This is a genomic window from Rhizobium sp. 2MFCol3.1 (genome assembly GCF_000377565.1).
In the GTDB taxonomy this organism is placed as follows: Bacteria; Pseudomonadota; Alphaproteobacteria; order Rhizobiales; family Rhizobiaceae; genus Rhizobium.
Genome location: NZ_KB898354.1, coordinates 174,226 through 197,955 on the forward strand (window position 1 = coordinate 174,226; position 23,730 = coordinate 197,955).

Consider the following 23,730-nt stretch of genomic DNA (forward strand, 5'->3'; position numbering starts at 1 on the left):
CGCCCGTCACTCATTTGTAGCGATTTGGTTTGAATCGGTCAACGATTCTATAACGGTCGCCTCGATCAGCGGGACAGTTTCAGCTTGCGTAAGCGCTAGTTCAGCGTTTCGCTTATCCAGTGCTAGAAGAAGATCTGACCAATTCTGCTTGTGGTTCACATCGACATCGACTGTTTGCTTTGGCGCGCCCCATCCACGGTTCAACAGGGAGTTCGCTGCGTTCACAACAGCGGCGGCATTATGTTTGGGGTCGTCAACCGTTCGGACGACTTTCACCAGCGCCTCGACCGCCTCTACCGTGTAGCATTTCGCCAGCTCGGTAGCATCTCGCTTCTCCTGCTTGACCTCTTCCGTGTCGGGCTTACGGCCAGCCGGGTTGCCAGATTTGCCCTTTTGAAACTGCGCAGCTTTCTGTGTGCGTGTTCTTTCTGTCTGGTTATTCGCTGGCATCACTTTACCTCTTTGATCACGGCCTCGACGTGCACATGAAGGGGCAACCAGTATGACATCGATGTGCCGCGCTTCGAGTTGAGGAACTGAACAAGCAGGTCTTTCAGCAGGCGTTTTTCGCTCTTAGTCATCAGCCACCTCCAAACAAGCGTTCGATCACCGACGGCTTTTCAGCCTCACGTTCTAGCTCGGCAATCTTCCGCTCTACGCGTCGGAGTTCTCGAACGCTGTCATGATGACAAAAGAGAGCCTTATTGTATGCGGCGATACGAGCATGATCCCCATCGTGCAGACCTTTGCGTGCTGTTTCCAGCTTCAGTTTTGCTTCAACCGCTCGTACTTGCAAAGTCGTCAGGTAATTGCGTTCGATATCAAGAGAGGTCATTGCTCACCTCCACGGATGGAATGATCTTGCCGCCGACATTGTGGACGAAGAAGTCTTCATCGTTCGGATTTTCGAAATCGATGGTGAAACTGCCAGCCAAATCAGGCGGCACATTCGTTGGACTACCTGTCACGATCACGTCGGCAATGATGAAGGTCTTGCCTTGCATATGCTTGCGGACCCACCCGCCGTAACGACGCTCGATCCATTCACTGACGACATCGGCGTGTGTCTTGGAAGGATTGTTGTCGATCTCGGCCTTGATTTCTCCGCGCATATGACCGCCCGCGATGTTGAATAGAACTTTGCTCATAAAGCACTCCCTTTCCCGTATTTACCGGGAAAGCGCTTTTTGCAGCCGGAACGTCGTTGGCCCCTGTTTGGCTTCTATAAGAGCCCCTGATTGGGCGTCGTCCGGTAAATATTGGATCGCATTTCATAACAGATCGGGCAGGGCAGAATGTTCATCGACCACACACACAAAGGGACATTCCAGGCGGTGCCTGTTGCGTGATCTCTCCACCTATCTCGAATCTCTCGGTATCAATCCAACCTACTTTGCAGCCGGTGTTGCCGGTGCGTCGGTTCACGCGATCATCAGCGAAGGCAAGACAAAATGGGAAGCAATTTCCGGCGCACTCGTCGGGACGCTATGTGCGATCTATCTGACACCGTTGGTCGTGGGCTGGATGGGCCTCGACGGTTCTCAGGTTAGCACGACGAACGCTGTTGCATTCGGCATCGGCATTATCGGTTTGCGCTTGGCAGAGGGCGCGGTTCGAATGGCAACAGACTGGTCGAAGAAACCCCGCTTGCCATCGGAAGCGTCCTTGAAGGGACTAGCTGACGCCGTGAACCCTCCAGCTGCACCCATCGATATTCCAGAGGAAGAAAAACCGGAGTCTGTGAAAGCCCCGGTCCGTCGAAAGCGACGAAGTTAGATGGGATCGAGTAGTCAAATGTTGCGAAATGTATGAATTCCTATGCACTGCTCATTTTGTCTTGGTGATGCCCTCCATCCGTTTGATTGAATTTTGAACGTGCTGTGGCGGTGCAGGGGTGAACCACATCACGCTCACGTATTGCCAAAAGATCCAGCCGATAACCAACAGGCTCAGTCCGAAGTAGACGACGCACGCGATGTGCAGCCAAGTCAGCCGATAAGTCTCCGTCGCGTCCAGCGTCATCAGTCCCGCGAACACAGTGGGCAGTAGCGCCACACAAACGCAGACCGGCACGGCCAGCACGTAATAGAGTTGTCTCCAAAATACGATTGCAAGTATTGCGACGATAATCCAAAGCGCCATTGCTAGTCCCTCAGCAGTTGTTGTGCTTATAACGTTGCGCCATCGATGCGTAAGGACAAGTAAAAACACAGGAAAATCAAAAATTCCTGTTTTTCGCTAAATATCCGAACAGAAAACATTCGGAATATTATGGCAATCAATCATGAGAAGACGCAGGAATTACTTGCTGCGTTCCGCGAAGACATTCCGTTTTTCGCTAAAACTATTTTCAACAGCGACCTTAGACCCAAGCAGGTCGAATTCTGCAAAGCCTTTCAGAACAGCCGACGTATCAGTTTCAAGGGTGGTGTTGGTTTCGGCAAAACCCACGTCATGGCGATTGTCGTCTGGTGGAGCCTGTTCTGTCACAACAATGTTCAGGTGACGATTTTCGGTCCATCCGAAAGCCAGATCAAAGGTTCGATCTGGAAGGAAATCGGCATTCTCTTCGGTCGCATGAACGAGGCGTTTAAGGATCGCTTCGAATACTCCGCGACGAAACTCACCCGCAAAGACACGCCTTCCGCTGCGTTCGCTGAATTTCGTCTCGCTAATAAAGACAACATCGAAACCGCACGCGGTATCCACATGCACAATAACTTTGTGCTTGTGGACGAGGCGACAGGTGTTCCCGACGAAATCTTTCAGGTTCTCGGCAATATTTTCCCTGACCCCAATCCGAAACTGTGCCTGATTTCCAACCCATCGCGCACAAGCGGTTTCTTCTTTGACACGTGGGAACACCCCGACATTTCGGAGCTGTGGACGCGCGTTCACGGTCGCATGGCCGACAATCCAGACCTATCGCCGGAAGCAGCGAAGGAAATGGAGATCATGTACGGGGGCAAGGGCTCTCGTGACTATCGCATCCACGTCGAGGGTGAGTTTCCGCTTGAGGAAGTCGATGGCGTCATTCCTCGCGATCTTGTCATCCGTGCAATCGAGAACATCGATGCGATCTCGCCGTTCGACGCGATTGTTGTCTGGGGCTTGGACCCCAATGGTGGCGGCAAAGACAGAAGCGTTCTCTGCAAGCGTCGTGACAACGTGGTCGAGGACATCAAGGATTTCTCCAATCTCGATGCTGTCCAGCTAGCTCAAGCCATCCATGATGAATACCGCGCAACCCCTCAGAAGTTGAGGCCGGTCGAGATTTGCGTTGATGCCAACGGTCCCGGCTACGGTGTCTACACGATGCTGTTGAACATGGGCCTGCCTGTCAAAAAGGTCATGGTTCAGAACAGCCCGACCCGCGATCCGCAGGTTTACAGCCGCTTGCGTGATCAGCTGTGGTGGGAATGTCGCAAGTGGTTCGAAGACGGCAATGTCAGCATTCCGAACCATCCCGATCTCATCAGCGAACTGACCTTTCCGACATACGAGTACGAGGCAACCGGCAAGATCAAGGTTGAGGACAAGAAGTCGATTCGCAAGCGTGGTCGCAAGTCACCAGACTTTGCCGACGCGCTTTGCCTGACCTTCGCTAGTAATACCAAGCAGCACACCGGCAAATGGGCGTGGTCCAAGCCAATCGAATACGACGTTCGCCACTACCAATGAGCGGCGAAAATGCTCCATCCGCTAAATATGACGAGGGCCGAAAGCCCATGGAGGAGCGAACATGACTAACGACAATTCCGCGCTGATCGCAGCGATCGACAACGCCAACACGGCAATCGGTAGAGCGATCCAAGAACTAGAGACGCGCAAAGCGTCCATTGAAAGGCTTTCATGGCAGACAAAAAGAAGGGCAAGAAAGCCCTCAGTGATGAAGATATTCTCAACCGCGTTGGAAGCCCTCTTCGCAAGGCTGCTGACTGGTCGAAAGACAATATCGCAACCAAAGGCGAGCTAGGTCTCAAGTTCTATAATCGCGACCTGTTCGCGGAAGACCTTGCAAAAGACGGCAAGCCTGATCCGCTTAATGGCCGTTCCAAGCACGTTGTTCCTCTTGTTCAGGAGCAGGTGACAACGTTTGTCAGCCAGTTCGAACGTGTTCTTGATGGTCAGGCTAAGGTTGTTGAGTTCACTCCGACTGGCCCCGAAGACGCCGAAACCGCAAAGCAGATGACCGATGCAGGCAACTTCTTTGTTCGCACGCAAAACTCCTATGTCGCGCTGCTTGATTCATGGCTGATGAACGGAGGCATCACCGGCCTCGGTATCGCACATATCAATTTCTACGAGGAAAAAGGCTGGCATCCGCCCGAAACCATGAAGGGCGTGCCAGAGGAGCAGCTGGTCGAGCTAGTCGCACAAGAAGAAGCTGGCGAGCTGAAGATCATCAGCCGTAGCGAGCCATATGCGGCTCCGCTGCCACCAGAGCTACAGCAGCAGGGCATGACACCGGAAACGCTCGCACAGATGGGCGTTCCATTGCCAATGCTCCGCGATATCAAGGTCCGCAAGCGAAATAGTCCTTGGAAGATGCGCTTTGAAAGCGTTCGCCCTGAAAACTTTATCGTGTCGAAGGACGCGGTATTCGATCAGCAAACAGGCGGTATCCGAGCGCGTTTGCAGGGTCACAAGTGCATTATTGCTCGTGCTGCTCTCGTAGAAATGGGCTTTGATGAAGACAAGGTTGCACTTGCCTCGTCTGCTACCGACGCCATGGACGGCCTTGCGATGGAACGCGCCAAAGAGGTCGATTATGATCAGGGCGTTGGTGACATTGATGATGATGTCGAAGTCTACGAAATCTACATGCGTTTGGATATTGACGGAGACGGCTGGCGTGAACACGTTCACCTGACCATTGCTGGCGATCTGCTTAATGCTCCGGTTCTGCTGAATTGGGAAGAGGTCAGCAAGTTTTATCCGTACGCGGCATTTTGCCCGTTCCCGCTGCCTGACACGCTGTTCGGCCACGGCATCGCTGATCGCGTTGCTGACGATCAGGTTCTCATCAGCAGCATCTACCGCGAGAACATCGACGGTCTGCGTGCAAGCACCAATCCGATGAAGATCGTGAACCCAGAGAGCGTCAATCTTGACGACCTGTTGAACCCGCATCCCGGCAAATTGGTCCGTTCGTCCGACCCGACCAATGGCATCAATTACGTGAACGTGCCGTTTAATGGCGGTCCTTCGTTGCAATTCGCGGACAAGGTAACGGACGAAATTGGTCGTGTTACCGGCGTTGGTGGTCCTATGGCCGTCATGAATGCCACGGACCTGCAAAGCACGTCACCGAGCGCGATGAGCCAGCATTCGAACGCGCAAATGCTGATCATCGAAAAGTCCATCCGCTTCTTCGCTGATACCGGCCTTCGCTACTCGTTCCGCGTGATGGTCGATCAAATCCGTCGCAATCCAGAGGGCGCGCAGGACTTGTTCACACGCCTCTACGGTCAGTTTACTCCGCTGGCGATGGATAAGTGGGATCCCGAAATGGACATGTCCACGACCGTCGCCTTTGGCATGATGAACAAGGACTACAACGGCATGATGCTCGAAAAGATCATCGGTATGCAAACGCAGGCCGTGCAGTCGCAGTCCGCGCTTGCCACCGAGCAGAACATCTACAATGCGACGGTCGCATTCCTCGAGAACGCCGGTTTCAAGAACTCGGCTGCTTTCGTCAACGATCCTTCTAAATCCCCGGATGCTGGACAGAAAAAGCCTGAGAAGCCGTCAGAGGCTGAAATCATGGCGGAAGCGCAGAAGGCAGACACAGAGGCTAAGGCCGCGGATGCCAAGCAAAAGCGCGAACTCGAATTGCTCAAGTTGCAGATGGAAGACGACCGCGAACGCGACAAGATGGCGATGGATTTCGAACTTCGTAAGGCTGAAATCCAAGCCAAGTATGCGGCCCAGGTCGATGTAGCAGGCGTGCAAGCACAGGTGAACGCGCATCGCGATTCATTGCAGCAGGGCTTTGCCGATATCGCAGCGATGCAGCCGCAGACCCCACCACAGCAGCAGCAGGCACCTCAGATGCCGCCACAGGCATAAGGAGCAGACATGCAGACATACACAGAGGCGCAGAAAATCCAACGCAGTGCGCAGGCGAAGGAACTTTTGAACAACCCCGCGTGGAAGGAAACTTGGGCCGAAATCATGGACGATCTCGTGAAGGAGCTGGTCGAAAGCCCGCTCACTGACGACGAGGGCCGTAGATCGACCCGCTACGAGCTCCACGTTGCTCAGCGCTTCATTGCAAAAATGAAAGAGCGGTTGGGTGATGAGAATATTATGCAGGCCGCATCAACGGCGCAATAAAATTACGTGTCCAGCTAAATAAGGACAATAAAAACACAAATTTGGAGCAACCAAATGACAGATGCCAGCAACTCCGATAACGGAATTGGCCTTTCGCAGAACGACGCTGCGAGCCACATTTCTAGCCTTCTCGACAGCAATCTCGATATTGCTACAACCGACGAACCTAGTGATGTTGAGAACGAAACCGATGAGGTTTCAACACCATCTGACGACGAGATCGAACTTTCTGACGAACAATCCCTAGAGGACTCGGACGAAACTGTAGATGCGGAAGAGGATGAAGCGGCGACAGCCGAAGCAGCCCCAATCAAGATTGCTGATGACCTCGTGTTCGAAATCGACGGCGAGACAATCACCGGCAAGCAGTGGAAAGAGGCTAACCTTCGCTACGCTGATTATACGCGAAAGACACAGGAACTAGCCGAAGCCCGCAAGGGTGTAGACGTTCAGGTCAATTCTATTCGCGATCAATCATTGCAGTGGTTCCAGAACATGGAACGCGACATTGCAATGTACCTCCCACAAGAGCCGAATTGGGCGCAACTCGCAACGGATGATCCTGCCGAGTACGTAGCTCAAAAGGAAAAGTGGGCTGGAATTCATGCTCAAATCGGACGCCTCCGACAAGAGCGAGCGCTTGTTGAACAGCAGCAGGCTCAGATTCAGGAAGCACAATTGCAGCGCGATTTGGCCGAAGGTCAGAAGCGTTTGTGGGAAATGCATCCCGAACTAGCCAAGCCGGAAACAGGCAAGGCCAAGGCTCTCGGTGACTACCTCGTAAACGCGGGTATTCCAGCGGAAGCAATTGGCCGTGAGACGAACCCTGTACTTTTCAGCATCGCCTTCAAGGCCATGCAGTTCGATCAGCTACAGGCCCAGAAGGCAAAGGCAGTCAAGGTTGTTGACGCGAAACCACCGTTGACCACGCCCGGTTCTTCCCCGGCACGTTCGAACTCCTCGCAAAGCGTCGTTGAACGAAAGATGAGCGCCCTCAAGCGTACTGGTTCGCAGGCAGCTGCGGCCGACGTTCTCAAGCATCTACTATAAGGAGAAGGCAAAAATGCCCACTTTGATTACAAATAACGCGACCAACATTCGCGAAGACCTCGGAGACGTAATCTCCCGCATCTCGCCAGAGAAGACACCGTTCAAGACTGAAATCGGTTCGACAAAGGCATCCGCTACTAACCACCAGTTCCTCAAGGACGATCTAGCTGCGGCTAACAAGGACAACGCTGCCATTGAAGGCGCTGACGCTGTATTCGGTACTCTCGTTCCACCAACGAAGATTTCGAACACGACCCAGAACTTCGTCAAGTACGTTCAGGTTTCGGCTACTTTGCAGGCTGTGAACACAGCTGGCACGAAGGACGAGTATGCTCGTCAGGTTGCTAAGGTTGGTGCAGAACTCAACCGCGACATTGAATCCGCGCTGGTTTCGTCCAACGCTGCTGTATTCGGTTCCGGCTCCACAGCTGGTAAACTCGGCGGCGCAGAAGCATGGATCAAGACCAACATTTCCCACGGAGCAAGCGGCTCGACAGCTGGTTACACAGCTGGTGCAGTTGGCGCGGTTGTGAACGGTACTGCTCGCGGCCTCACAGAAGCAATGTTCAACGACATGGTTCAGAACGTCTGGACTCAGGGCGGCGATCCTACTTTGGTTATCGCACCGGGCAAGTTGAAGCAGAAGATTTCGACATTCGCTGGCAATGGTACGAAGTATCAGGACGCGAACTCGAAGACGATCTATCAGGGCGTAGACTACTACGTTTCCGACTTCGGTAAGCACCAGATCATCCCACACCAGTTCATGAGCGCGACAACTGTTATTGCGTTCGATCCTTCTCTTTGGGCAGTTGCTACTCTGCGTCCGCTCAAGAAGATCGACCTCGCGAAGACAGGCGACAGCGACAAGAAGATGCTCGTCACAGAACTCACACTTGAGTGCAAGAACGAGGCTGGTAACGGCAAGATCGCTGACGTGAACTAAGACTGACGAAGGGCCAGCCAAGTGCTGGCCCTTTTCATATCGCCAATAAAAACAATAACAAAAAGGCGAACTATGGATGCGTACAACGCCCTAAATCCCCTCGGACTTACCCGCGCAGATATCATTCCAGATGGCACAACCATTCCGGTTTACGAAGACGAGAACAAGACAGTCTTCTGGACCAAGGAAGGCGAGACATGTTTGGAAACCACAGTCTGGAAGGACTTCGGTTCGCTGCTCGACGCGAATGTTGCCGAGGCCAATGAATTCAGCAAGACCGGCAAACTCGGTGAAATGGTTCGCGTGGCGAGCATTCCCCTCGGTGTCTATCAGGACTGGAAGCGCAAAGGCTACCTAGACGATCCGGTCAAAATGGCTCGCCTCCTGAATGATGGCGATCACAGCAAGTTCCGCACGAACGGGCTGGTGATCTAATGGCCATTCAAAGTTATTCCGACCTGATCTCCGCAATCGACAGCTACACCGTTGGTGCTGGTGCGCCCGGTGATCTATGCGTGATGCTGGCAGAAGAGGCGTTGCGCCCGCTGCTCAAGCACTACCGTATGGAAAAGAAACTCACTCAAACAGTGCCAGGCGGAACATCGCCGTCGCTGCCAGAGGATTTTCAGGAAGCGCGTGCGATCCTCGTAAACGGCAAGCGTCCTCGTCCTCTCAGTTTTCAGAACACTGACCCTTCGACACTCGGCTACGTCCTGACCGGCACGACGCTGGAAATTCGACCTGTGCCGACTGAGGACTATCAGTTCGACCTCTATTACTACCAGCGTTTGCCGTCGCTCTCCGCGACCAACACGACAAACTGGCTGCTCACATACTTCCCGACCGTCTACCTTCGCGCATCGCTTGCGCAGGCTTATCACTGGCTGAAAGACGCAGCTGCCGAACAGGGCGAAAAAGACCTGACATCGGATGCACTCAGCGCAGTTGTCCGCGACCACAACCGCGCAGCTGTCTACGGCAACACCATTATTGAGGAGTTGCCATCTTGGTAATTGATAGCGTCCTCGGCCCATGGCGTCCTGATCGCCCTGCATTCAACAATACCGGCGTCACTGTAGCCCGCAACGTTCTCCCTGCAATCGGAGCAACGAACGGCGCTATCGCCTATGAGCCCATGAAGCGCACGAAGTTGTTCTCGGATAGCACGCTGCCTTCTCGCCCACTCGGTGCGATCTCCGGTCAGGACACTGCTGGTAACGGTAAGGTCTACGCGGGTTGCGAAGAAGGCTTGTTCAAGGTGAACCCTTCCGATCTGCAATGGCAGGACATTTCCCGCACATCGAGTCCGTACACGACTGGCACTGAGAAGTGGAATTTCACGAAGTACGGAAGCTGGGCAGTCGGCACAAACTTCGTCAATCCGCCTCAGTACATCGACATGAACGAGGACTTGCATTTCGATGACCTGACGACACTCGTGAAAGCCCGCTACGTTACAACGTCTCGCGGCTTTATCATCGTGGCGAACACCAACGACCCATTCGACGGCGACGTTCCTTATCGCGTGCGTTGGTCCGGTCTCGATCAGCCTCAGAGTTGGGATTTCTCCCTGACCACACAGGCAGACTTTCAGGACATCAACGGCGGTTCCGGTGTCATTCAGGGCATCGTCGGTGGCGAAGACGTGACCATTTTCATGAAGAACTCCATCGTGAAAATGACCTACTACGGCACTCCGCTGATTTGGCAGTTTGACGAAATAATTCCCGGCAAAGGCTGCGCTGTTCCTGAAAGCCTCATCACCGTTGAGGGTATCACATACTTCCTATCCGATGACGGCTTCTACATGTACGACGGCTCCACGTCGCTCAAGCGTATCGGTGAAGGCAAGGTCGACAACTACTTCCTGCGCAGCGTGAACACATCGCAATATTCCTACATGAGTGTTGCGGCTGATCCGGCGAAGAAACTCATCTACTGGTGCTATTCGAGCATCGACGGTATCGACGGCACGCCCGACAAGATGCTCATCTACAATTATGCGCTCGGTGAATTCACTGAGGCGACCAGCGAAGTCGATTTCATCTACACGACAGTTTCGCTTCCTTGGACCATCGCGCAGCTTGATCAGTTCGGCACTATCGAAGACCTACCGGCTCCCTTCGACTCTCCAACGTGGGCAGGCGGCAATAGCTCGCTCGCTGGCATGTCGATTAGTGGCGCTCAGTGGCTTTTCACTGGAGACAACCAGACAGGCACGATTGAGAGCAATGAGCAGTTGCTAATGCAGTCGCTGCAACAGCTGAACCCAAATGCGAAGGGCGACCGCACGGTCGTCACCCGCATTCGTCCGATTGTTGAAGGCTTCGGCAATGTCGTCGCTCGTGTCGGTTCTCGTCTGCTCTCTCATGGTGATGTCACATGGAGCCAGATGGCAGCTCCGAATGAAAGCGGCTGGTGCAATGTCCGTCAGCAGGGCCGTTTCCATCGCGTTCGCCTGACACTGACCGGCAATTTCACCCAAGCGCAGAGTTTCCAGTACGACGCTGTTCCGGCCGGTTTCCGCTAAATATCCCAAAGGAGACGGCGGAAGATGCTGAAACTAAAGCAAAATCACACACCACGCGACGTGAAGGTGTTGACCGATCAGCTGGTCGATGCCGTTGCTTCTGCGGGTGGTGGTTCCGGCCCAACAATATCTCCGTACATGGAGACCGTCCTTACCTCAGCAAACGTGGGCGCAGCACAAACAGCGCTTGGTATGTCCGACTTTGCAAAAACGCTGCTGGACGATCCTGACAGCCCTACGGCGCTTTCTACGCTCGGCTTTACAGCTACCGGCGTTGCGCTTGCTACAGCTGCCAGCGCTAGCACTGCCCTCACAAGTTTGGGCGTCTCTCCATTTGCGAAGACGCTCCTCGATGACACAGACGCAGCTACAGCGCGTTCCACAATTGGTGCGCTTGCGCAGACCACATGGGACAATCGCAAACAGTATGTGCCGTTCAACTACATCTACAACGGCAACTTCTATTTCTGGCGCATCAGCAACGGTCAGACCAACGACGACTTCGGTAGTGCTGACCGCTGGTACAACGGCCATTTCGGTTCGACCAAAGTTGTCTCCAAGCAGACGTTCACTTCCGGCCAAACTGCGGTTCCCGGTTTTGATGACACGTTCCTCCGCACAGTTGTCACCAGTGTCGCGGGTGCTGGCAATCGCGTGTTCTCGCGTCAGCCAATGGAAAACGCCCGCACGCTTGCAGGCAAAACCGCAACTGTCACCTTCTATGCAAAGGCCGATGCAGCGCGTCCGATCGCAATCGAGTTCGTGCAATTTTTCGGCAATGGCACGGCTAGCGCTGCTGTAACAGGCATTGGCGCACAGAAGTTTACACTTTCGACAAGCTGGCAGAAGTGTCAGGCCGTCATCAACATTCCGAGTATCGCGGGCAAGACGCTCGACGCGAACTATCAGGATTCATTGGACTTCAATATCTGGTTCGACGCCGGATCGAACTTCAATTCCCGCACTGCAAGCCTTGGTCAGCAAAGCGGCACCTTTGATATCGCTCATGTCAGTATCGTTGAAGGCGATGCAACAGACGTGCCTGATCCATTCTTCCCGAAGGGTGTTGGTGTCGAGCTAGCTGAGTTGCTGCGCCACTATCAGTTTTTTCAGAACGTTTTGATTTCCGGCTATGGCGCAGCAAGCGCGAACGTCTTCCTAGACCTCACGTTCGTCGGCCACATGCGAGCCGTTCCGAACATGTTCTTTTTCAACACGACATATTCGAATGCGTCGTTGGTCGCGAGCAATACAGCACCGACGACAACTCATCATCGATTGCAATGCAGAATTACTGCTGCTGGTGCTGGCTGGTGTCAGACAGGCGTCGAGTATTACGCGGTTTTTTATGGGTACTGATGGCTATTAGACAGATCACATCGATTGAGGATTTGCGCACCGAGTATCCGCGTGTTCGTGGCTGGCTGCTTGACGCGCTTGCGCATTCCACAAATGGCGACGAGCGCGGCGTTCTCGATGGCCTGACAGAACGAAAGTACCTGTTGTGGACCGGCGAGCGTAGCGCGGCGATCACGCAGAACATGCAGTGGGACAATCGCCCCGTTTGCATCCTCTATCTCGTAGCTGGCGATCTCTCCGAAATTTTAGGCGAGGGGCAAGAGGTCATTTCGACCTGGGCCAAGGCCAACGGCTGTGAGGCATTCGTGCTTTTCGGTCGCAAGGGCTGGGAGCGCGTGCTTGCGCCCCACGGCTTCGAATTTTCATCCATCGTCATGTTTAAGGAATTTTAAAAATGGCCAGTACACCAAAAGAGACGACCACAAAGAATGAGACTACGCCGTGGGCCGGTGCTCAGCCGTACTTGGAACAGCAGTACGCGACCATCGATCAGGCAATCAAGAACGGCCAACCCGCGTACTATCCGGGTTCGACGGTCATTGATCAGTCCGACGCGACAAAAGCTGCGCAACAGCAGATCATTAACACCGCTGGCAACGGCTCGCAGATCATCAAGAACGGCCAGAACGCCGTTAATGGTGTGACGACCGGCGCGGCATTTGATCCGGCTGGTGCAAACACGTTGAAGGACGGCACGACCTACACCAACGGTGCGGCTGGCAATGCTCAGTCATTGTCGGACATTCTCGCGGGCAAGGACAACCCAGCGACGGCATTGTTGCAGGGCACGGCGAACGGCGATTACCTCAACAGCAATCCGTATCTTGACCAGATGGTGAAGAACGCGAACGCTGCTGTCGTTTCTGACTTCAACAACAATATTGCACCGGGCATCGACAGCGCATTTGCGAAGGGCGGTCGTAACGGCTCCGGCGCATATGCGAGCGTCCGCAATACAGCGGAACAGACTGCCGCTGATGCGATGGCGAAGAACGCGCAGAACATCTACGGCGCAAACTACGCTACCGAACGACAGAACCAGCTAGACGCCTCGAAGAGCATTGGCGACATTTACAACAGCAATGCTCAAACGCAGATCGGCGCGAACAACTCGCTCGCTGGTATTCTACAGGGTCAGCAGGACAGTCGAAATCAGGCTGCATCCGGCCTCATGGCTGGTCAGCAGGGTCAGGCGCAGACGCAGTTGCAGGGCGCTGGTATGGCAGGCGATCAGCGCGGCAACGATTATCTCGATGCAAACCAGTTGGCTCAAGTCGGTGCGCAGCAGGACGCATATGCGGACACCAAGTTGCAGGCCGACATCGACAAGTGGAATTACAACCAGAACAAGGACATCAACAACGCGGCGAACTTCGTCAACGTCCTCAACGGCGGTGGTTACAACACGCAGACGACAACGAAGCCGGTTTACTCCAATGGCCTTTCCACTGGTCTAGGCGCTCTCGGTTCGCTCGCGTCCATCTTCGGTATGCTTTGCGACATTCGCGCCAAGGAGAACATCAAGTTCACCGGCTACATGCTCAACGGCACCCGCATCTACGAATTCACCTACAAAAACGACCCATCCGGCCAAGTCTACGAAGGCCCAATGGCACAAGAAGTCGAAATTACTCGTCCGCACGCGGTTCGTGAGATCGACGGATTTAAGCGTATCGACGCCCGCGCACTAATTGGAGAAGCAGCATAATGTTCAGTAATTTCGATGAAATCATGAAGGCTCTACAGGGCCTGCCGGGACAGATGGGCGGTGCGATGCCGAACGTTGGTCCTGATGGTCAGATGCCAATGACCCCTACACCAGTGGCCCCGGCGACACCGGCAACTCCTGTTGCTCCGGGTCCTCAGGCTGCACCAGCAACGCCCCCGGTTGATCCGACGACAACTGGTTCGCTTCCGCCGAATGCTGGTCAGTATGCGAGTTTTGCAAATCCAAATGCTCCATCGGCTCCGGGTCTGACAGGTCAGTTCCCAGATGCACCCGGCATGGGCGGTATGCTTGGCGGCGTTGGTCGTGCACTCGGCTGGAACGACGGCAAGGCTGGACCGACCGCTTTCGGTGGTCTTCTCAACTTCAAGGATGAGGACAGCAAGCAGGCAGCAATGCGTGGTCTACTTGCGGGTTCGATGGGCTTGATGGCTGCTGGTGGTCCTTCTGACAAGCCGCATTCTGTAGGCCAGGACATCGCGCAAGGCGGTATGTCCGGTATCGCTGGCTACGAAGGCTATAAGGACGGCAACACTGATCGCGCTTACAAGGCCGCACAGACGCAGCGTTTCGGTGTAGCCAATGCAGCTGATGCACAGAAGATGGCACTTGAACAGCGTCAGGCCGAGGCTCGCGCACGTCTGTTCGGAGGCGGTCTAGGTTTTAACGGAGGTAGCAACACTGGCGCTACCGCTGCTCCTACTACTGCCAGTGCTGCACCCGCTGCCCCAACTGGCAACGATCTAGCAGGCCAGATCAACCGTCAGCGTGCAACGTATCAGGCTCAATACAACGGCTTGATGGCAATCGGTGACGGCGAGAACGCCCGTCCGATCTTCGCGCAGATGAACAACTTGGACAACGAAGCTGCAAAACAGGGTCTTGTCTGGGATGGTCAGAAGTACAGCGCAGCACCGGGCTTCAATGAAGGCGCAAGCGCTCTCAAGCAGGCCGAGGCAACCGGAACGTCGTTGGGTCAGCGCAATGCGTGGACGAACGAGCAGAAGGAACTCAACCAGATCAACACCGAACGTGCCGCAAAGGGTCTGCCTCCGCTTGGTATGGAAGAATACCAAACATCGCAGAAGCGTGCGGGCGCAACTCAGGTCAACGTCAACGATGGCAACAAGTACGGCACAATTCCACCGGGTTATCGCCTAGTTGAAAGCCCGAACGGCGCGTACATGGAAGCAATTCCGGGTTCGCCGGATGCTGTGAAGGCGGATCAGGCTGCAAAGGCCAAGGACACGAAGTCGGATCACGCACAGGTTTCGTCTGATGCCGTTGATACTGCTTTCAACAACGTTCTCCGTGTTGATGGCGAGCGCGTACTTCCGACGACTGGCTTCTTCGGTGGCATGTTGAACGAAGTTGGCGGAACAGCGTCCAACAACGTCCGCGCTGCGCTTGAGACTTTGAAGGCGAATGCGTCGCTCACGACATTGCAGAAGATGCGCGATGAAAGCCCGACTGGCGCTGGTATGGGTTCGCCTTCGGACAGCGAGCAGAAGATGATCCAAGCGTCGTTCGCGACACTTGAGCAGTCTCAGAGCCGTCCTGAGTTTATCCGCAACCTAAACAACTTCCGCAACATGTGGATGGACCTCGTGCACGGTCCCGGCAATGGCCCGGCTCGTCACCCGGTAAACTATGGTTTGAACCCGCTGACACCTGAGGAACTAGCGGGCGCTGATGGCGCTCCGACTGCACCAGCTGCACCGGCAATTCCTCGCATTAGTGGTGTTGAAGACTTCCAGAAGTTGGCACCGGGAACCGTCTACATCGATCCACAGGGCAAAACACGCACGAAGCGATAACTACGAGAAACAACCGACCCAAAAGAGGTCGCGACAAGAAGCCCCGAAAAAGGGGACGAGGTGAATATTGGCAAATTGGGCAACGGTTGACCGTCTAGGCAACCCCGCTTCCGCAGATTGGCAGGCACAAAACCTGACATGGATCGAACCCGTAAAAGGGCAACGCTGGCAGGTCTACAAGCCTGCTGAGCAAGCGTTCAACGGCTTTCTCGGTGATCTAGCCGCAACTGGCTATCCGCTTCAATCGAGCGGCGGCTTTAACTACCGCAACATTCGCGGCGGCGACAAACTCAGCCAGCACGCTTTCGGCACTGCGCTGGATTTGAACGCAGCTACCAATCCCCGAATGAATCCCGGCGATGCTGTCAAAACCGATCTTCCTTCGAACGTCGGTGAACTCGCCAAGAAGTGGGGTTTGGAGTGGGGCGGCACTTGGAAGCGTCCAGATGCCATGCACTTCGAATATACCGGCGGTGGCGCAAGCGATCCGCAAACGATGATGGCGCAGGTTCAGGGCAAGCAGATCGACCCGGTTGCCGAAGTGCTAGCAGCGGGTGGCAACGCGCCCGCAGGCTACACGCCCCCAGCAGTCACAGGGTCCACAGGAACGCCAGAGACAGCAGCCGCAGCGCCAGCTGCACCAGCGGACACCTCGAAGGGTTTGCTAGGCATAGACGTTCCTGGGCTTACGGGAAACAAGAACCTCGGCGGACTGCTAGCGTTCTCGCAGTTGGCAATGCAGCAACCGCAACAGCCGGACAGCACGCCTCAAGGCGGTCTCCTTCGCAGCCAGCCAATCGAAATCCAGACCGCGCAACAGATGCAGCCAAAGCAGACGTTCAAGCCGTGGGAAGTGATGTCGATGTTTAGCAGAGGGAGAGCATAATGGCCGATCAAAAGACAACTCGTGAGGCTATGCCGTGGGAAAATGATCCAATCGTTGAGCCAGCCGGTGGCAATGCCCCTTGGGAAAACGACCCGATCCTAGAGCAGAACGCGCCGCAGGCTCGTATGCTTTCGTCCGCTGACATCGATCCGAAACTGGAAGCCCCTGCAATCGTCCGCGCTCAAGTCGGTGCGCTCGATAAGCCAGAGGATCGTCTAGCGGCAGTTCGAAAGACTTATCCAGATGCGCAGCCCTATGATGGCGATAACTTCATCATGACCGATCCTCAGACCGGCAAGACGATGATTTACAATCAGCCGGGTTGGATGCCGAGTGGTGGCGACATCGCAAGTATCCTGCCGGAAATCGGTGAGGGCGTTGGTGCTGTCGGTGGAGCTATCGGCGGCGGTATCGCTGGTGGTACTTCGGGCAGTGTTGTTCCTGTTGCTGGTACAGCAGCGGGTGCTGTTGCTGGTGGTATGCTCGGCGCTGGCGCTGGTGCGACGGTTGGCCGTGAGGCAACGCAGCGTGGCTTGAACTACCTGTTCGGCAACGAGGACACGCGTACTGGTGGCGAACAGGCATGGGATGCTGCGAAGACATTCGGCCTAAATGCAGCGGGTGAAGGTCTAGGCGTTGCGGCGGCTCCGCTAGTCAAGAAGGCTGCTCGCGGCATCGGTGATGCATTCAGCGCTGGTCCGAAGGGCTTTGTAGCTGGTCGTGCTGATGACGCTGCGCTTGCTGGTCAACGTGCGGCTGATATGCGTGCAATCGGCGCAGAGCCGACAGCTGGCATGGTCAACGGTTCTGCTGAAACTGCCGTGAAGGAACAGGCGCTAGCAGCACAACGCGCTGGTAAGCCAATCCAAGATCGTATCGAGCAGGCGTTCAGTGCGATGGATGGTGAAGCCGGTCGTATCGTCGGTGATATCACTCCGCAGACGATGAGCCGTCAGGAACTCGGTCAGGCGTTGAAGGATCAGGCAGCAGCGGCAAAGCGCGGCATCAAAGAAAATCACGATGCTCTCTGGGATCGCGTCGGCACTCTGACAGGTGATGCACCAGCACAGGGCAACGCAACTCGTCAGTTTGCAGAAGGCTTGGCCGCTGAGCGTGCTGGTCTTTCCAATTCGAATGCATTGAACAAGGGTGCCGAATACGACGCGCTTCTCAGACAGGCCGGTGCGGTTTCCGACGATATCGGAAGCGGCGTGAACTTCATGACGTTGAAGGAAGCCCGCACGAACATCGGTCGCATCGCAAACAGCCCTGAACTCGATGCTACAATGAAGGCACGCGCTCAAGGTCTTTACGATGCAATCTCGAAGGACATGGAAGCAACCGCGAAGGCTGCAAATCCAGATGCGTTTCAGGCTTGGCGAAAGGCCAACAATGCAACTCGTCGCGCAAACGAGACCGGCAGTGTCTTCAATTCGAAGAGCGCAATCGATCCGATCTTGAAGGCACAGACCCCGGAACAAGCGGCGGATTGGGTACTTGCACAGGCTAACAAGGGCGGTACGCGCTTGAATGCCGTGCGTCGTCAGATCGAGCGCAGCGAAGGTGGTGCTGACCTGTGGAACACGCTGACAGGCTCGACAGTCGAGCGCATGGGCATTGATGCTTCCGGCAATTTCAGTCCGACAACGATGCTTCGCGGCTGGGCTAAGATTTCCGACGAAGCCAAGAACGCGATGTTCGAAGGCACGGCTCGTCGTCAGTATCGTGAGGACTTGGACCGTCTAGCCCGCATCGCGGACAACATGAAGGGCTATCGTCGTCTCGACAATCATTCGAACACGAACAAGGCGGCTGGTGCGCTAGCTGCGCTCAACCCGTTCGACAAGTCCACGATTATCGGTTCCGTGCTTGCTGGTCCGCAGGGCTTTGCTGTTGCGCAGGGCGCGAAGGCAGCGGGCTACGGCTACAAAAAGTGGCAGGTCAAAATGCTGACCGACCCTCGCACCGTCAATTGGCTTGCTCAAGTACCAGCTGCGCAGATGCAAAAAGGCGGCTTGCAGAAGCACGTCGAACGTCTCGCAGCAATGGCCGGAAGTGTTGGTGACAACGCAACCGCAGTCGCGATCAATGAGTATCTGAGGGAGATTGGCTACTCGAAATAACAGACTGCTCCACCGTCAAAAGGCGGGGAGACGCACCCAATAACAAAAATAATAAAGTGGTGAAAAATGGTAGACTACACAGATCCTCGATGGAACGAGAGCGATTCCCAGAACACAAGTCCAAGCCCTAACGGCATCTCGACCGGCTCTGCACCTAGTGCGGTCCCGGCAGTCATCCGCGCTGGTATGGGTGCGCAGGTTCGATCCTTCGACCGCATCAACGCAATGGGCCTTCTCACAAATTCGGCCAATGCGTATTCGCTAACGTACGATGTCGGCCCGCTTGCATATGAGAAGGGCGAATTCTTCTCTTTCTTCGTCAACGCGACGAACACAGGCGCAGCAACCCTCAACATCAACGGTCTCGGTTCTCGCGACATCGTGCAAAACGATGGCTCGGCTCTCAAGGCTGGCGATCTCGTCGCGGGTATGGTGTTCACGGCAACATACGACGGCAGCAAATTCCGCATCGTCAACTCGACTGCAAATGCCTCGTTTGGTACCGTAACGGCTACGACTGGTATGACCATTGGCGGCAAGCCAGTGTTCAACGTTGATAATGATGGCGCTGGGTCTGGTCTCGACAGCGATAAGCTGGATGGTCAGGAAGGTGCTTGGTATCAGGCTCGTGCAAATCACACCGGCACACAGGACGTAGCGACGATCACCGGCCTACAGGCCGTTCTCGATGCGATTGTCCCGGCTGGAACTGTTATTCACACAGCCGCAAATGCCGCTCCGACGGGCTACTTCGCGGCTGATGGCTCAGCCAAGTCTCGTACAACATACGCTCGTCTGTTCGCAGCGATCGGAACAACATACGGCATCGGTGACGGTTCAACGACGTTCAATGTTCCTGATCTCCGAGGCGAGTTCATTCGTGGCTTCGACAGTGGTCGTGGTGTAGACATTTCCCGTGTATTCGGTTCGGCACAGGCTTCGCAAAACCTTGCTCACAACCACGCAATCACCGATCCGGGCCATGCCCATAGTGTATATGATCCGGGTCACGTGCATGGAGCGCAGGGCTACAATTTTATGGTATACACTGGTGGTGGTGGTGGTCAGGGAACGACTGGCGGCGGTTTCGGCCAAGTCGGTTCAACGTCCGCAGCAGGTACTGGTATCGGCATCTACGCTGCTGGTACGAACATTTCGATCCAGAACAACGGCGGCACAGAAGCGCGTCCACGTAACATCGCGCTCCTTGCTTGCATCAAATACTGAGCCTTCACTTTGAGTGAAGCGCTTTCGGCTTTGCTTCCGGCGAAATACCGGCCAACGATAGGATTTGGGCCGCTGCTTCATTCGCAGTGGCCTTTTCCGCGTCTTTGAAGCCCAACGCGTTCATGTGATTGGTCAGGTGTTCCATCGTATACGGGGTTTCACCGTTGATCGTCTGGAAACTCGGAGTGAGGTCATACTTGCCTGTCAGGTTGCCAGCTGTATCGAAGCGATAGCCCTTCAAACCACCAGCTACGAACACAATCGTCTCCTGCTGGTCCAAATTGACTTCAACTCGGCTGATGAACTTGCGCAGGGCCAGACTGACCCGCGACCGGCTTTGCATGACTTCATCATCGCTCGCCGTGGTCCAACGTAGCCGTTCCATCGCGATCATCTCCGCGACATTCGAACGCTCGACTTCCTGTTCGTTCAGTTCGCGGAGGGCGATTTCGTATTCGGCCAGCTGCGACTTGTCCGCTTCGATCTGTTGACGAGCTGCGCTAGCCTGCGTCTGGTAGGCAAGTCGATCCTCTGCGTCTTCTGCTGAACCGACTGCCGCGATAAAGTTGGCGCGTTGTTTCTCGTTCTTCGCAATATTCGCGGACAAGTCCGAGATCATCCGTTTCAGGTCGCTTTCCCGGTACGCTCGATTTCCGGCCAAGTCGCTTGCCAGATAGAATTCAGTCGCGTGGTCCAGTATGGCTTTCTCAAGAGGCTCGTATGGGACGGACTTCCGTTTCGTGTTGCAAACGGTCTTACCCATCGTCTCGTAGCCCATGCACTGATACAGCCTGTAACGAGGATCATCACCTTCCTTCTTGATGCCACCCGAATGTTTGATCCGCAGCCGATTGCCGCAAGTTGCGCAGCAGGAGAGGGCAGTGAACAGATTGGTATGAACACGACCTTTCGCGCCACGTGTTGTCAGCTGCTTGTTCTTTCCCTGCACTCGCCAGAACAGGTCTTCATCGACAGCAGCGGGGAAATAGTTGCGGATCGGTTCGCCCATCTGCACCCGTTTGCCATCGACGGTTTCGAACACATGATACGTTCCGATTGCAGCTTCGTTCTGTAGGATCAGACGAATAATCGGGTCTTTCCATTTCTGCGTTTTCGACATGCCGGGTTTCAGCACAGGAACATTGCGGTCATTCAGATACTTTGCAATCGACCTCGCACCCATTCCGATATCACGCAGTTCGAATATCTCTCTGACCGTATCCGCGTGTTTGTTCAGGCTGAATTCGAAGGTCGCCATCGCGATTTTGGACTTCGTGCCAGGAACCATTCGCTGATCAATCCAGCGCACAAGCGTTTGAACGTGTCGCTTATGCCCTTGCAGCGCTTGGATGCGGTTGGCTTGCACGTTGCTTTTGGATCGCTCGCTTTTTGTCTGCGATTCATCGTTCGCCCGCTGCATGATCGACAGTGCGACGATTAGCTGAGTGTAGTCGCGGTCACGATGGTAGACTTGACGATCCATCAGGGTGACGATCGTCATTCCGGCCAATAGAAGGTCGATCAACTGCCTCTGCGCGACAAGCGGTTCTTGTCGGGACAGTCGGTCTAGGCTTTCAACGATCAGCGTTGAGCCCGTCGGGATTTGACCTTGTTTGACTAGATCGAGGAAGCGGCCAAGGTGACCGGCTTTGACGTGATCGCCTTTAAAGCCCGATCCGATGTCTTGCAGTTCTTGGTCCAGCGTCAGCCCGTTCTGTTCGGCATACGCTTGTGTGGCTTCGACCTGACGAGCAAGGCCGTGACCGTCTTCTTGCTTCTTGCTGGAAATTCGAATGTAGGAATATGCTTTTGTCATTTGCTGCCATCCACGCTTGCGCCCACGCTACTTGGGGGGCGTTAAAAAAGCGCGCACAGCAAACGCACAATTCGCTAATGCGCGCCGGCGCAGTAGACGACGAAGAGGGTGTCCGATGGCCACTGAGACATACGGTGCGCGGTCATCTTGCCGTGCGGCAGGTTCTGGGCGCCGGGCACATGCGACCGCGCGAACATGGCGGGGGAGCGGACGTCGAGGAGGACGAAGTCGATGCGTCCTGATGCAAGCGAGGCGTGAACGTCCCAGCAATCGGTCTCGAAGGCGAGCTTGCGGGCATAGTAGGCTGCGATCGCCTCGGGTGCTGCGGCCGAGGTTTCGGCGACGTAGCTTGGTGCTGCGGGGTGGGTTGCGGGCTGTGGTTCGGGGATCATGTCGGTCATCGGTGTCTCCTGCCGTTGCTGTTGCCGCGGAAGATGCGCGATGATAGGTCTTGGCGAAACTGGCCATAATGACGACTGGCGTAAAGATCATGCCAAATGCCATCGAACTTACCGGACCCAAGGTCGCCGTGCTCGTCTATGACGGTCTGTGCACTTTCGAGTTCGGCATCGCCTACGAAGTCTTCGGCCTGCCGAGGCCGGAGATGGGGGCGAATTGGTATCGCTTTCGCGCCTGCGGCGTCGAGCCCGGTCCGCTTCGTGCGGCCGGTGGGCTGAGCGTCACCGTCGATGGCGGTCTCGACGATCTCGAGGATGCCGATCTGATTGTCGTTCCCGGTTGGCGGGCGATCGATGCGCCGGTGCCTGAAGGGCTGACAAAGGCGTTGCAGGCGGCGCATGGGCGCGGGGCGCGGATCATGTCGCTATGCTCGGGTGTTGCGGTTCTGGCCGCCTCGGGATTGCTTGCAGGCAAGCGGGCGACGACGCACTGGCGCTATGTCGCTTCCGTCGCCGAGCGCTATCCCGAGATCGGGCTCGATGCCGATGTGCTCTACATGGACGAAGGGCGGATGCTGACGGCGGCGGGCAGTGCCGCCGGCATCGATCTCTGCCTGCATGTGGTGCGCGGCGATTTCGGCGCGGAAGCGGCCAATTCGGTCGCCCGGCGCCTCGTCGTGCCGCCGCATCGCGAGGGCGGGCAGGCGCAATTCATCCGCGCTCCGGTGCCGCAGCCACGCGAAGGCGTGCGGCTCGGGCCGCTTATCGAGTGGATGCGGGCGCGGCTCAACGAGGAGCAGCCGATCAGCCTGCTCGCGGCAAAGGCGGGGATGAGCCAGCGGACCTTCCAGCGCCGTTTCGAGGCAACCACGGGATCGAGCGTCGGCGAATGGTTGCTCACCGAGCGGCTGCGACATGCGCGCGAACTCCTGGAGCGAAAGGGCGAGGCATCGCTCGACGACATCGCCATCGCCTGCGGCTTCGGCACGCCGGCAACGATGCGGCATCATTTTCGCAGGCGTTTGGGGACCAGCCCGGGGGCTTATCGGAAGGTGTTTTCGGGTGGTGTTACGGGTGCGGGCCGGGGCGTATGATGCCGCTGGCGGCGGTGATCAATAGCCGGCCTTGCGCCAGCCTGCGGCGCGCGCTTCGGCTTCGGAGCAGAACCACCGCTCGCCATATTGCGGCGAGATCTTCGTGGCTGCGTAAAAATGCTGGCCTGGAACGTGATAGATGCGTTCGCCCGAGTTGATGCTGATGTTGCCCTTGATGTTGCAAGAGGTTCCTCGCTGAACGATCACACCGTTCTCGATGATCATCGGTTTGGCGGGTGTCGTTGCCCGAGTGAAGCTCAGCGCCTGCGGCACCACGGTATAACCACCGGCGGCAAGGAATGAGGTTGTTGCGCACAAAGCGACGATGATTGGAAACTTCATGATCCGCCCCGAAAACCTCTTAAGGTTGTAGCAGGGGCGCTTTAGTATCTTATGTATACTATCGCTAAAATACC

At 55.6% G+C, this 23,730-nt stretch carries 24 protein-coding genes and 1 pseudogene; 17 read left to right on the forward strand and 8 right to left on the reverse strand.

The annotated features are described in order from the left end of the window. Positions 1–6: 6 nt before the first annotated feature. Genes D460_RS32515 through D460_RS0103695 form a run of 4 tightly spaced genes read right to left on the reverse strand, consistent with a single transcriptional unit; the run spans position 7 to position 1,148 of the window. Positions 7–450 carry a DUF5681 domain-containing protein gene (locus D460_RS32515; protein ID WP_018897154.1) on the reverse strand — a complete coding sequence of 148 codons (444 nt, stop codon included), beginning with the start codon at positions 448–450 and terminating at the stop codon, positions 7–9. Beyond that, positions 450–581, reverse strand: coding sequence for a hypothetical protein (locus D460_RS37055; RefSeq protein ID WP_018897155.1), 132 nt, complete (start codon positions 579–581; stop codon positions 450–452). The genes D460_RS32515 and D460_RS37055 overlap by 1 nt, the downstream gene beginning before the upstream one ends. After that, positions 581–835 carry a hypothetical protein gene (locus tag D460_RS32520; RefSeq protein ID WP_018897156.1) on the reverse strand — a complete coding sequence of 85 codons (255 nt, stop codon included), beginning with the start codon at positions 833–835 and terminating at the stop codon, positions 581–583. The genes D460_RS37055 and D460_RS32520 overlap by 1 nt, the downstream gene beginning before the upstream one ends. Beyond that, complete coding sequence (locus tag D460_RS0103695) at positions 822–1,148, reverse strand: hypothetical protein (protein WP_018897157.1); 327 nt, start codon at positions 1,146–1,148, stop codon at positions 822–824. Before D460_RS0103695 ends, D460_RS32520 begins: the two co-directional genes overlap by 14 nt. Before the next feature lie 193 nt (positions 1,149–1,341). Between D460_RS0103695 and D460_RS34410 the strand changes: the two genes are divergently transcribed. Beyond that, positions 1,342–1,776, forward strand: coding sequence for a hypothetical protein (locus D460_RS34410; protein ID WP_018897158.1), 435 nt, complete (start codon positions 1,342–1,344; stop codon positions 1,774–1,776). Between the two features lie 51 nt (positions 1,777–1,827). Here D460_RS34410 and D460_RS0103705 read toward each other — a convergent pair whose 3' ends face one another. Beyond that, on the reverse strand, positions 1,828–2,142 hold the full coding sequence (locus tag D460_RS0103705; protein ID WP_018897159.1) for a hypothetical protein: 315 nt from the start codon (positions 2,140–2,142) through the stop codon (positions 1,828–1,830). Positions 2,143–2,271: 129 nt separating this feature from the next. Here D460_RS0103705 and D460_RS0103710 point away from each other — a divergent pair, with 129 nt between their 5' ends. The 15 genes from D460_RS0103710 to D460_RS34430 all read left to right on the forward strand — a co-directional run bounded on the left by D460_RS0103710 (position 2,272) and on the right by D460_RS34430 (position 20,006). Continuing rightward, positions 2,272–3,681 carry a hypothetical protein gene (locus tag D460_RS0103710; protein WP_018897160.1) on the forward strand — a complete coding sequence of 470 codons (1,410 nt, stop codon included), beginning with the start codon at positions 2,272–2,274 and terminating at the stop codon, positions 3,679–3,681. Between the two features lie 171 nt (positions 3,682–3,852). After that, positions 3,853–6,075 (forward strand): hypothetical protein, encoded by a 2,223-nt coding sequence (locus D460_RS32530; protein ID WP_018897161.1) that lies wholly within the window; start codon positions 3,853–3,855, stop codon positions 6,073–6,075. Positions 6,076–6,084: 9 nt separating this feature from the next. Continuing rightward, entirely contained in the window at positions 6,085–6,342 is a 258-nt protein-coding gene (locus tag D460_RS0103720) for a hypothetical protein (protein ID WP_018897162.1), read from the forward strand. 54 nt (positions 6,343–6,396) lie between these two features. After that, on the forward strand, positions 6,397–7,392 hold the full coding sequence (locus D460_RS0103725) for a hypothetical protein (protein ID WP_018897163.1): 996 nt from the start codon (positions 6,397–6,399) through the stop codon (positions 7,390–7,392). A 13-nt stretch (positions 7,393–7,405) separates the two neighbouring features. Beyond that, a complete protein-coding gene (locus D460_RS0103730) occupies positions 7,406–8,338 on the forward strand; it encodes a DUF5309 domain-containing protein (protein WP_018897164.1) in 933 nt (310 codons plus the stop codon). 72 nt (positions 8,339–8,410) lie between these two features. After that, positions 8,411–8,773 (forward strand): hypothetical protein, encoded by a 363-nt coding sequence (locus D460_RS34415; RefSeq protein ID WP_018897165.1) that lies wholly within the window; start codon positions 8,411–8,413, stop codon positions 8,771–8,773. Continuing rightward, the gene (locus tag D460_RS34420; protein WP_018897166.1) at positions 8,773–9,351 is read left to right on the forward strand and encodes a hypothetical protein; all 579 of its coding nucleotides are present in this window, start codon (positions 8,773–8,775) and stop codon (positions 9,349–9,351) included. Before D460_RS34415 ends, D460_RS34420 begins: the two co-directional genes overlap by 1 nt. Beyond that, complete coding sequence (locus D460_RS0103745) at positions 9,345–10,868, forward strand: hypothetical protein (RefSeq protein WP_081619843.1); 1,524 nt, start codon at positions 9,345–9,347, stop codon at positions 10,866–10,868. Before D460_RS34420 ends, D460_RS0103745 begins: the two co-directional genes overlap by 7 nt. A 24-nt stretch (positions 10,869–10,892) precedes the next feature. Then, entirely contained in the window at positions 10,893–12,227 is a 1,335-nt protein-coding gene (locus D460_RS34425) for a hypothetical protein (RefSeq protein WP_018897168.1), read from the forward strand. After that, positions 12,227–12,619 carry a hypothetical protein gene (locus tag D460_RS0103755; RefSeq protein WP_018897169.1) on the forward strand — a complete coding sequence of 131 codons (393 nt, stop codon included), beginning with the start codon at positions 12,227–12,229 and terminating at the stop codon, positions 12,617–12,619. The genes D460_RS34425 and D460_RS0103755 overlap by 1 nt, the downstream gene beginning before the upstream one ends. A 2-nt stretch (positions 12,620–12,621) precedes the next feature. Beyond that, entirely contained in the window at positions 12,622–13,935 is a 1,314-nt protein-coding gene (locus D460_RS0103760) for a tail fiber domain-containing protein (RefSeq protein ID WP_081619844.1), read from the forward strand. Beyond that, positions 13,935–15,770, forward strand: a complete 1,836-nt coding sequence (locus D460_RS0103770) for a hypothetical protein (RefSeq protein WP_155947669.1) — start codon at positions 13,935–13,937, stop codon at positions 15,768–15,770. The genes D460_RS0103760 and D460_RS0103770 overlap by 1 nt, the downstream gene beginning before the upstream one ends. A 67-nt stretch (positions 15,771–15,837) precedes the next feature. Next, positions 15,838–16,656, forward strand: coding sequence for a M15 family metallopeptidase (locus D460_RS32550; RefSeq protein WP_018897173.1), 819 nt, complete (start codon positions 15,838–15,840; stop codon positions 16,654–16,656). Beyond that, a complete protein-coding gene (locus D460_RS0103780; RefSeq protein WP_018897174.1) occupies positions 16,656–18,779 on the forward strand; it encodes a hypothetical protein in 2,124 nt (707 codons plus the stop codon). The genes D460_RS32550 and D460_RS0103780 overlap by 1 nt, the downstream gene beginning before the upstream one ends. A gap of 186 nt (positions 18,780–18,965) precedes the next feature. Then, positions 18,966–20,006, forward strand: a complete 1,041-nt coding sequence (locus D460_RS34430) for a phage tail protein (RefSeq protein ID WP_018897175.1) — start codon at positions 18,966–18,968, stop codon at positions 20,004–20,006. 4 nt (positions 20,007–20,010) lie between these two features. Here D460_RS34430 and D460_RS0103790 read toward each other — a convergent pair whose 3' ends face one another. Continuing rightward, positions 20,011–21,822 (reverse strand): recombinase family protein, encoded by a 1,812-nt coding sequence (locus tag D460_RS0103790; RefSeq protein ID WP_018897176.1) that lies wholly within the window; start codon positions 21,820–21,822, stop codon positions 20,011–20,013. A gap of 83 nt (positions 21,823–21,905) precedes the next feature. Then, positions 21,906–22,214, reverse strand: a pseudogene (locus D460_RS32560) (rhodanese-like domain-containing protein); the annotation flags it as partial. Between the two features lie 77 nt (positions 22,215–22,291). Between D460_RS32560 and ftrA the strand changes: the two are divergent. Continuing rightward, positions 22,292–23,314 (forward strand): transcriptional regulator FtrA, encoded by a 1,023-nt coding sequence (gene ftrA / locus D460_RS0103800; RefSeq protein ID WP_018897178.1) that lies wholly within the window; start codon positions 22,292–22,294, stop codon positions 23,312–23,314. 18 nt (positions 23,315–23,332) lie between these two features. On the opposite strand, the gene D460_RS0103805 is transcribed toward ftrA, so the two are convergent. After that, positions 23,333–23,656 (reverse strand): hypothetical protein, encoded by a 324-nt coding sequence (locus D460_RS0103805; RefSeq protein WP_018897179.1) that lies wholly within the window; start codon positions 23,654–23,656, stop codon positions 23,333–23,335. Positions 23,657–23,730 lie beyond the last annotated feature (74 nt).

Excerpts from the sequence above, each read along its gene's own strand:
- D460_RS32515 (WP_018897154.1), bottom strand. The coding sequence starts at position 450 with ATGCCAGCGAATAACCAGACAGAAAGAACACGCACACAGAAAGCTGCG.
- D460_RS37055 (WP_018897155.1), bottom strand. The coding sequence starts at position 581 with ATGACTAAGAGCGAAAAACGCCTGCTGAAAGACCTGCTTGTTCAGTTC.
- D460_RS32520 (WP_018897156.1), bottom strand. The coding sequence starts at position 835 with ATGACCTCTCTTGATATCGAACGCAATTACCTGACGACTTTGCAAGTA.
- D460_RS0103695 (WP_018897157.1), bottom strand. The coding sequence starts at position 1,148 with ATGAGCAAAGTTCTATTCAACATCGCGGGCGGTCATATGCGCGGAGAA.
- D460_RS0103705 (WP_018897159.1), bottom strand. The coding sequence starts at position 2,142 with ATGGCGCTTTGGATTATCGTCGCAATACTTGCAATCGTATTTTGGAGA.
- D460_RS0103710 (WP_018897160.1), top strand. The coding sequence starts at position 2,272 with ATGGCAATCAATCATGAGAAGACGCAGGAATTACTTGCTGCGTTCCGC.
- D460_RS32530 (WP_018897161.1), top strand. The coding sequence starts at position 3,853 with ATGGCAGACAAAAAGAAGGGCAAGAAAGCCCTCAGTGATGAAGATATT.
- D460_RS0103720 (WP_018897162.1), top strand. The coding sequence starts at position 6,085 with ATGCAGACATACACAGAGGCGCAGAAAATCCAACGCAGTGCGCAGGCG.
- D460_RS0103725 (WP_018897163.1), top strand. The coding sequence starts at position 6,397 with ATGACAGATGCCAGCAACTCCGATAACGGAATTGGCCTTTCGCAGAAC.
- D460_RS0103730 (WP_018897164.1), top strand. The coding sequence starts at position 7,406 with ATGCCCACTTTGATTACAAATAACGCGACCAACATTCGCGAAGACCTC.
- D460_RS34415 (WP_018897165.1), top strand. The coding sequence starts at position 8,411 with ATGGATGCGTACAACGCCCTAAATCCCCTCGGACTTACCCGCGCAGAT.
- D460_RS34420 (WP_018897166.1), top strand. The coding sequence starts at position 8,773 with ATGGCCATTCAAAGTTATTCCGACCTGATCTCCGCAATCGACAGCTAC.
- D460_RS34425 (WP_018897168.1), top strand. The coding sequence starts at position 10,893 with ATGCTGAAACTAAAGCAAAATCACACACCACGCGACGTGAAGGTGTTG.
- D460_RS0103755 (WP_018897169.1), top strand. The coding sequence starts at position 12,227 with ATGGCTATTAGACAGATCACATCGATTGAGGATTTGCGCACCGAGTAT.
- D460_RS0103760 (WP_081619844.1), top strand. The coding sequence starts at position 12,622 with ATGGCCAGTACACCAAAAGAGACGACCACAAAGAATGAGACTACGCCG.
- D460_RS0103770 (WP_155947669.1), top strand. The coding sequence starts at position 13,935 with ATGTTCAGTAATTTCGATGAAATCATGAAGGCTCTACAGGGCCTGCCG.
- D460_RS0103780 (WP_018897174.1), top strand. The coding sequence starts at position 16,656 with ATGGCCGATCAAAAGACAACTCGTGAGGCTATGCCGTGGGAAAATGAT.
- D460_RS34430 (WP_018897175.1), top strand. The coding sequence starts at position 18,966 with ATGGGTGCGCAGGTTCGATCCTTCGACCGCATCAACGCAATGGGCCTT.
- D460_RS0103790 (WP_018897176.1), bottom strand. The coding sequence starts at position 21,822 with ATGACAAAAGCATATTCCTACATTCGAATTTCCAGCAAGAAGCAAGAA.
- ftrA (WP_018897178.1), top strand. The coding sequence starts at position 22,292 with ATGACGACTGGCGTAAAGATCATGCCAAATGCCATCGAACTTACCGGA.
- D460_RS0103805 (WP_018897179.1), bottom strand. The coding sequence starts at position 23,656 with ATGAAGTTTCCAATCATCGTCGCTTTGTGCGCAACAACCTCATTCCTT.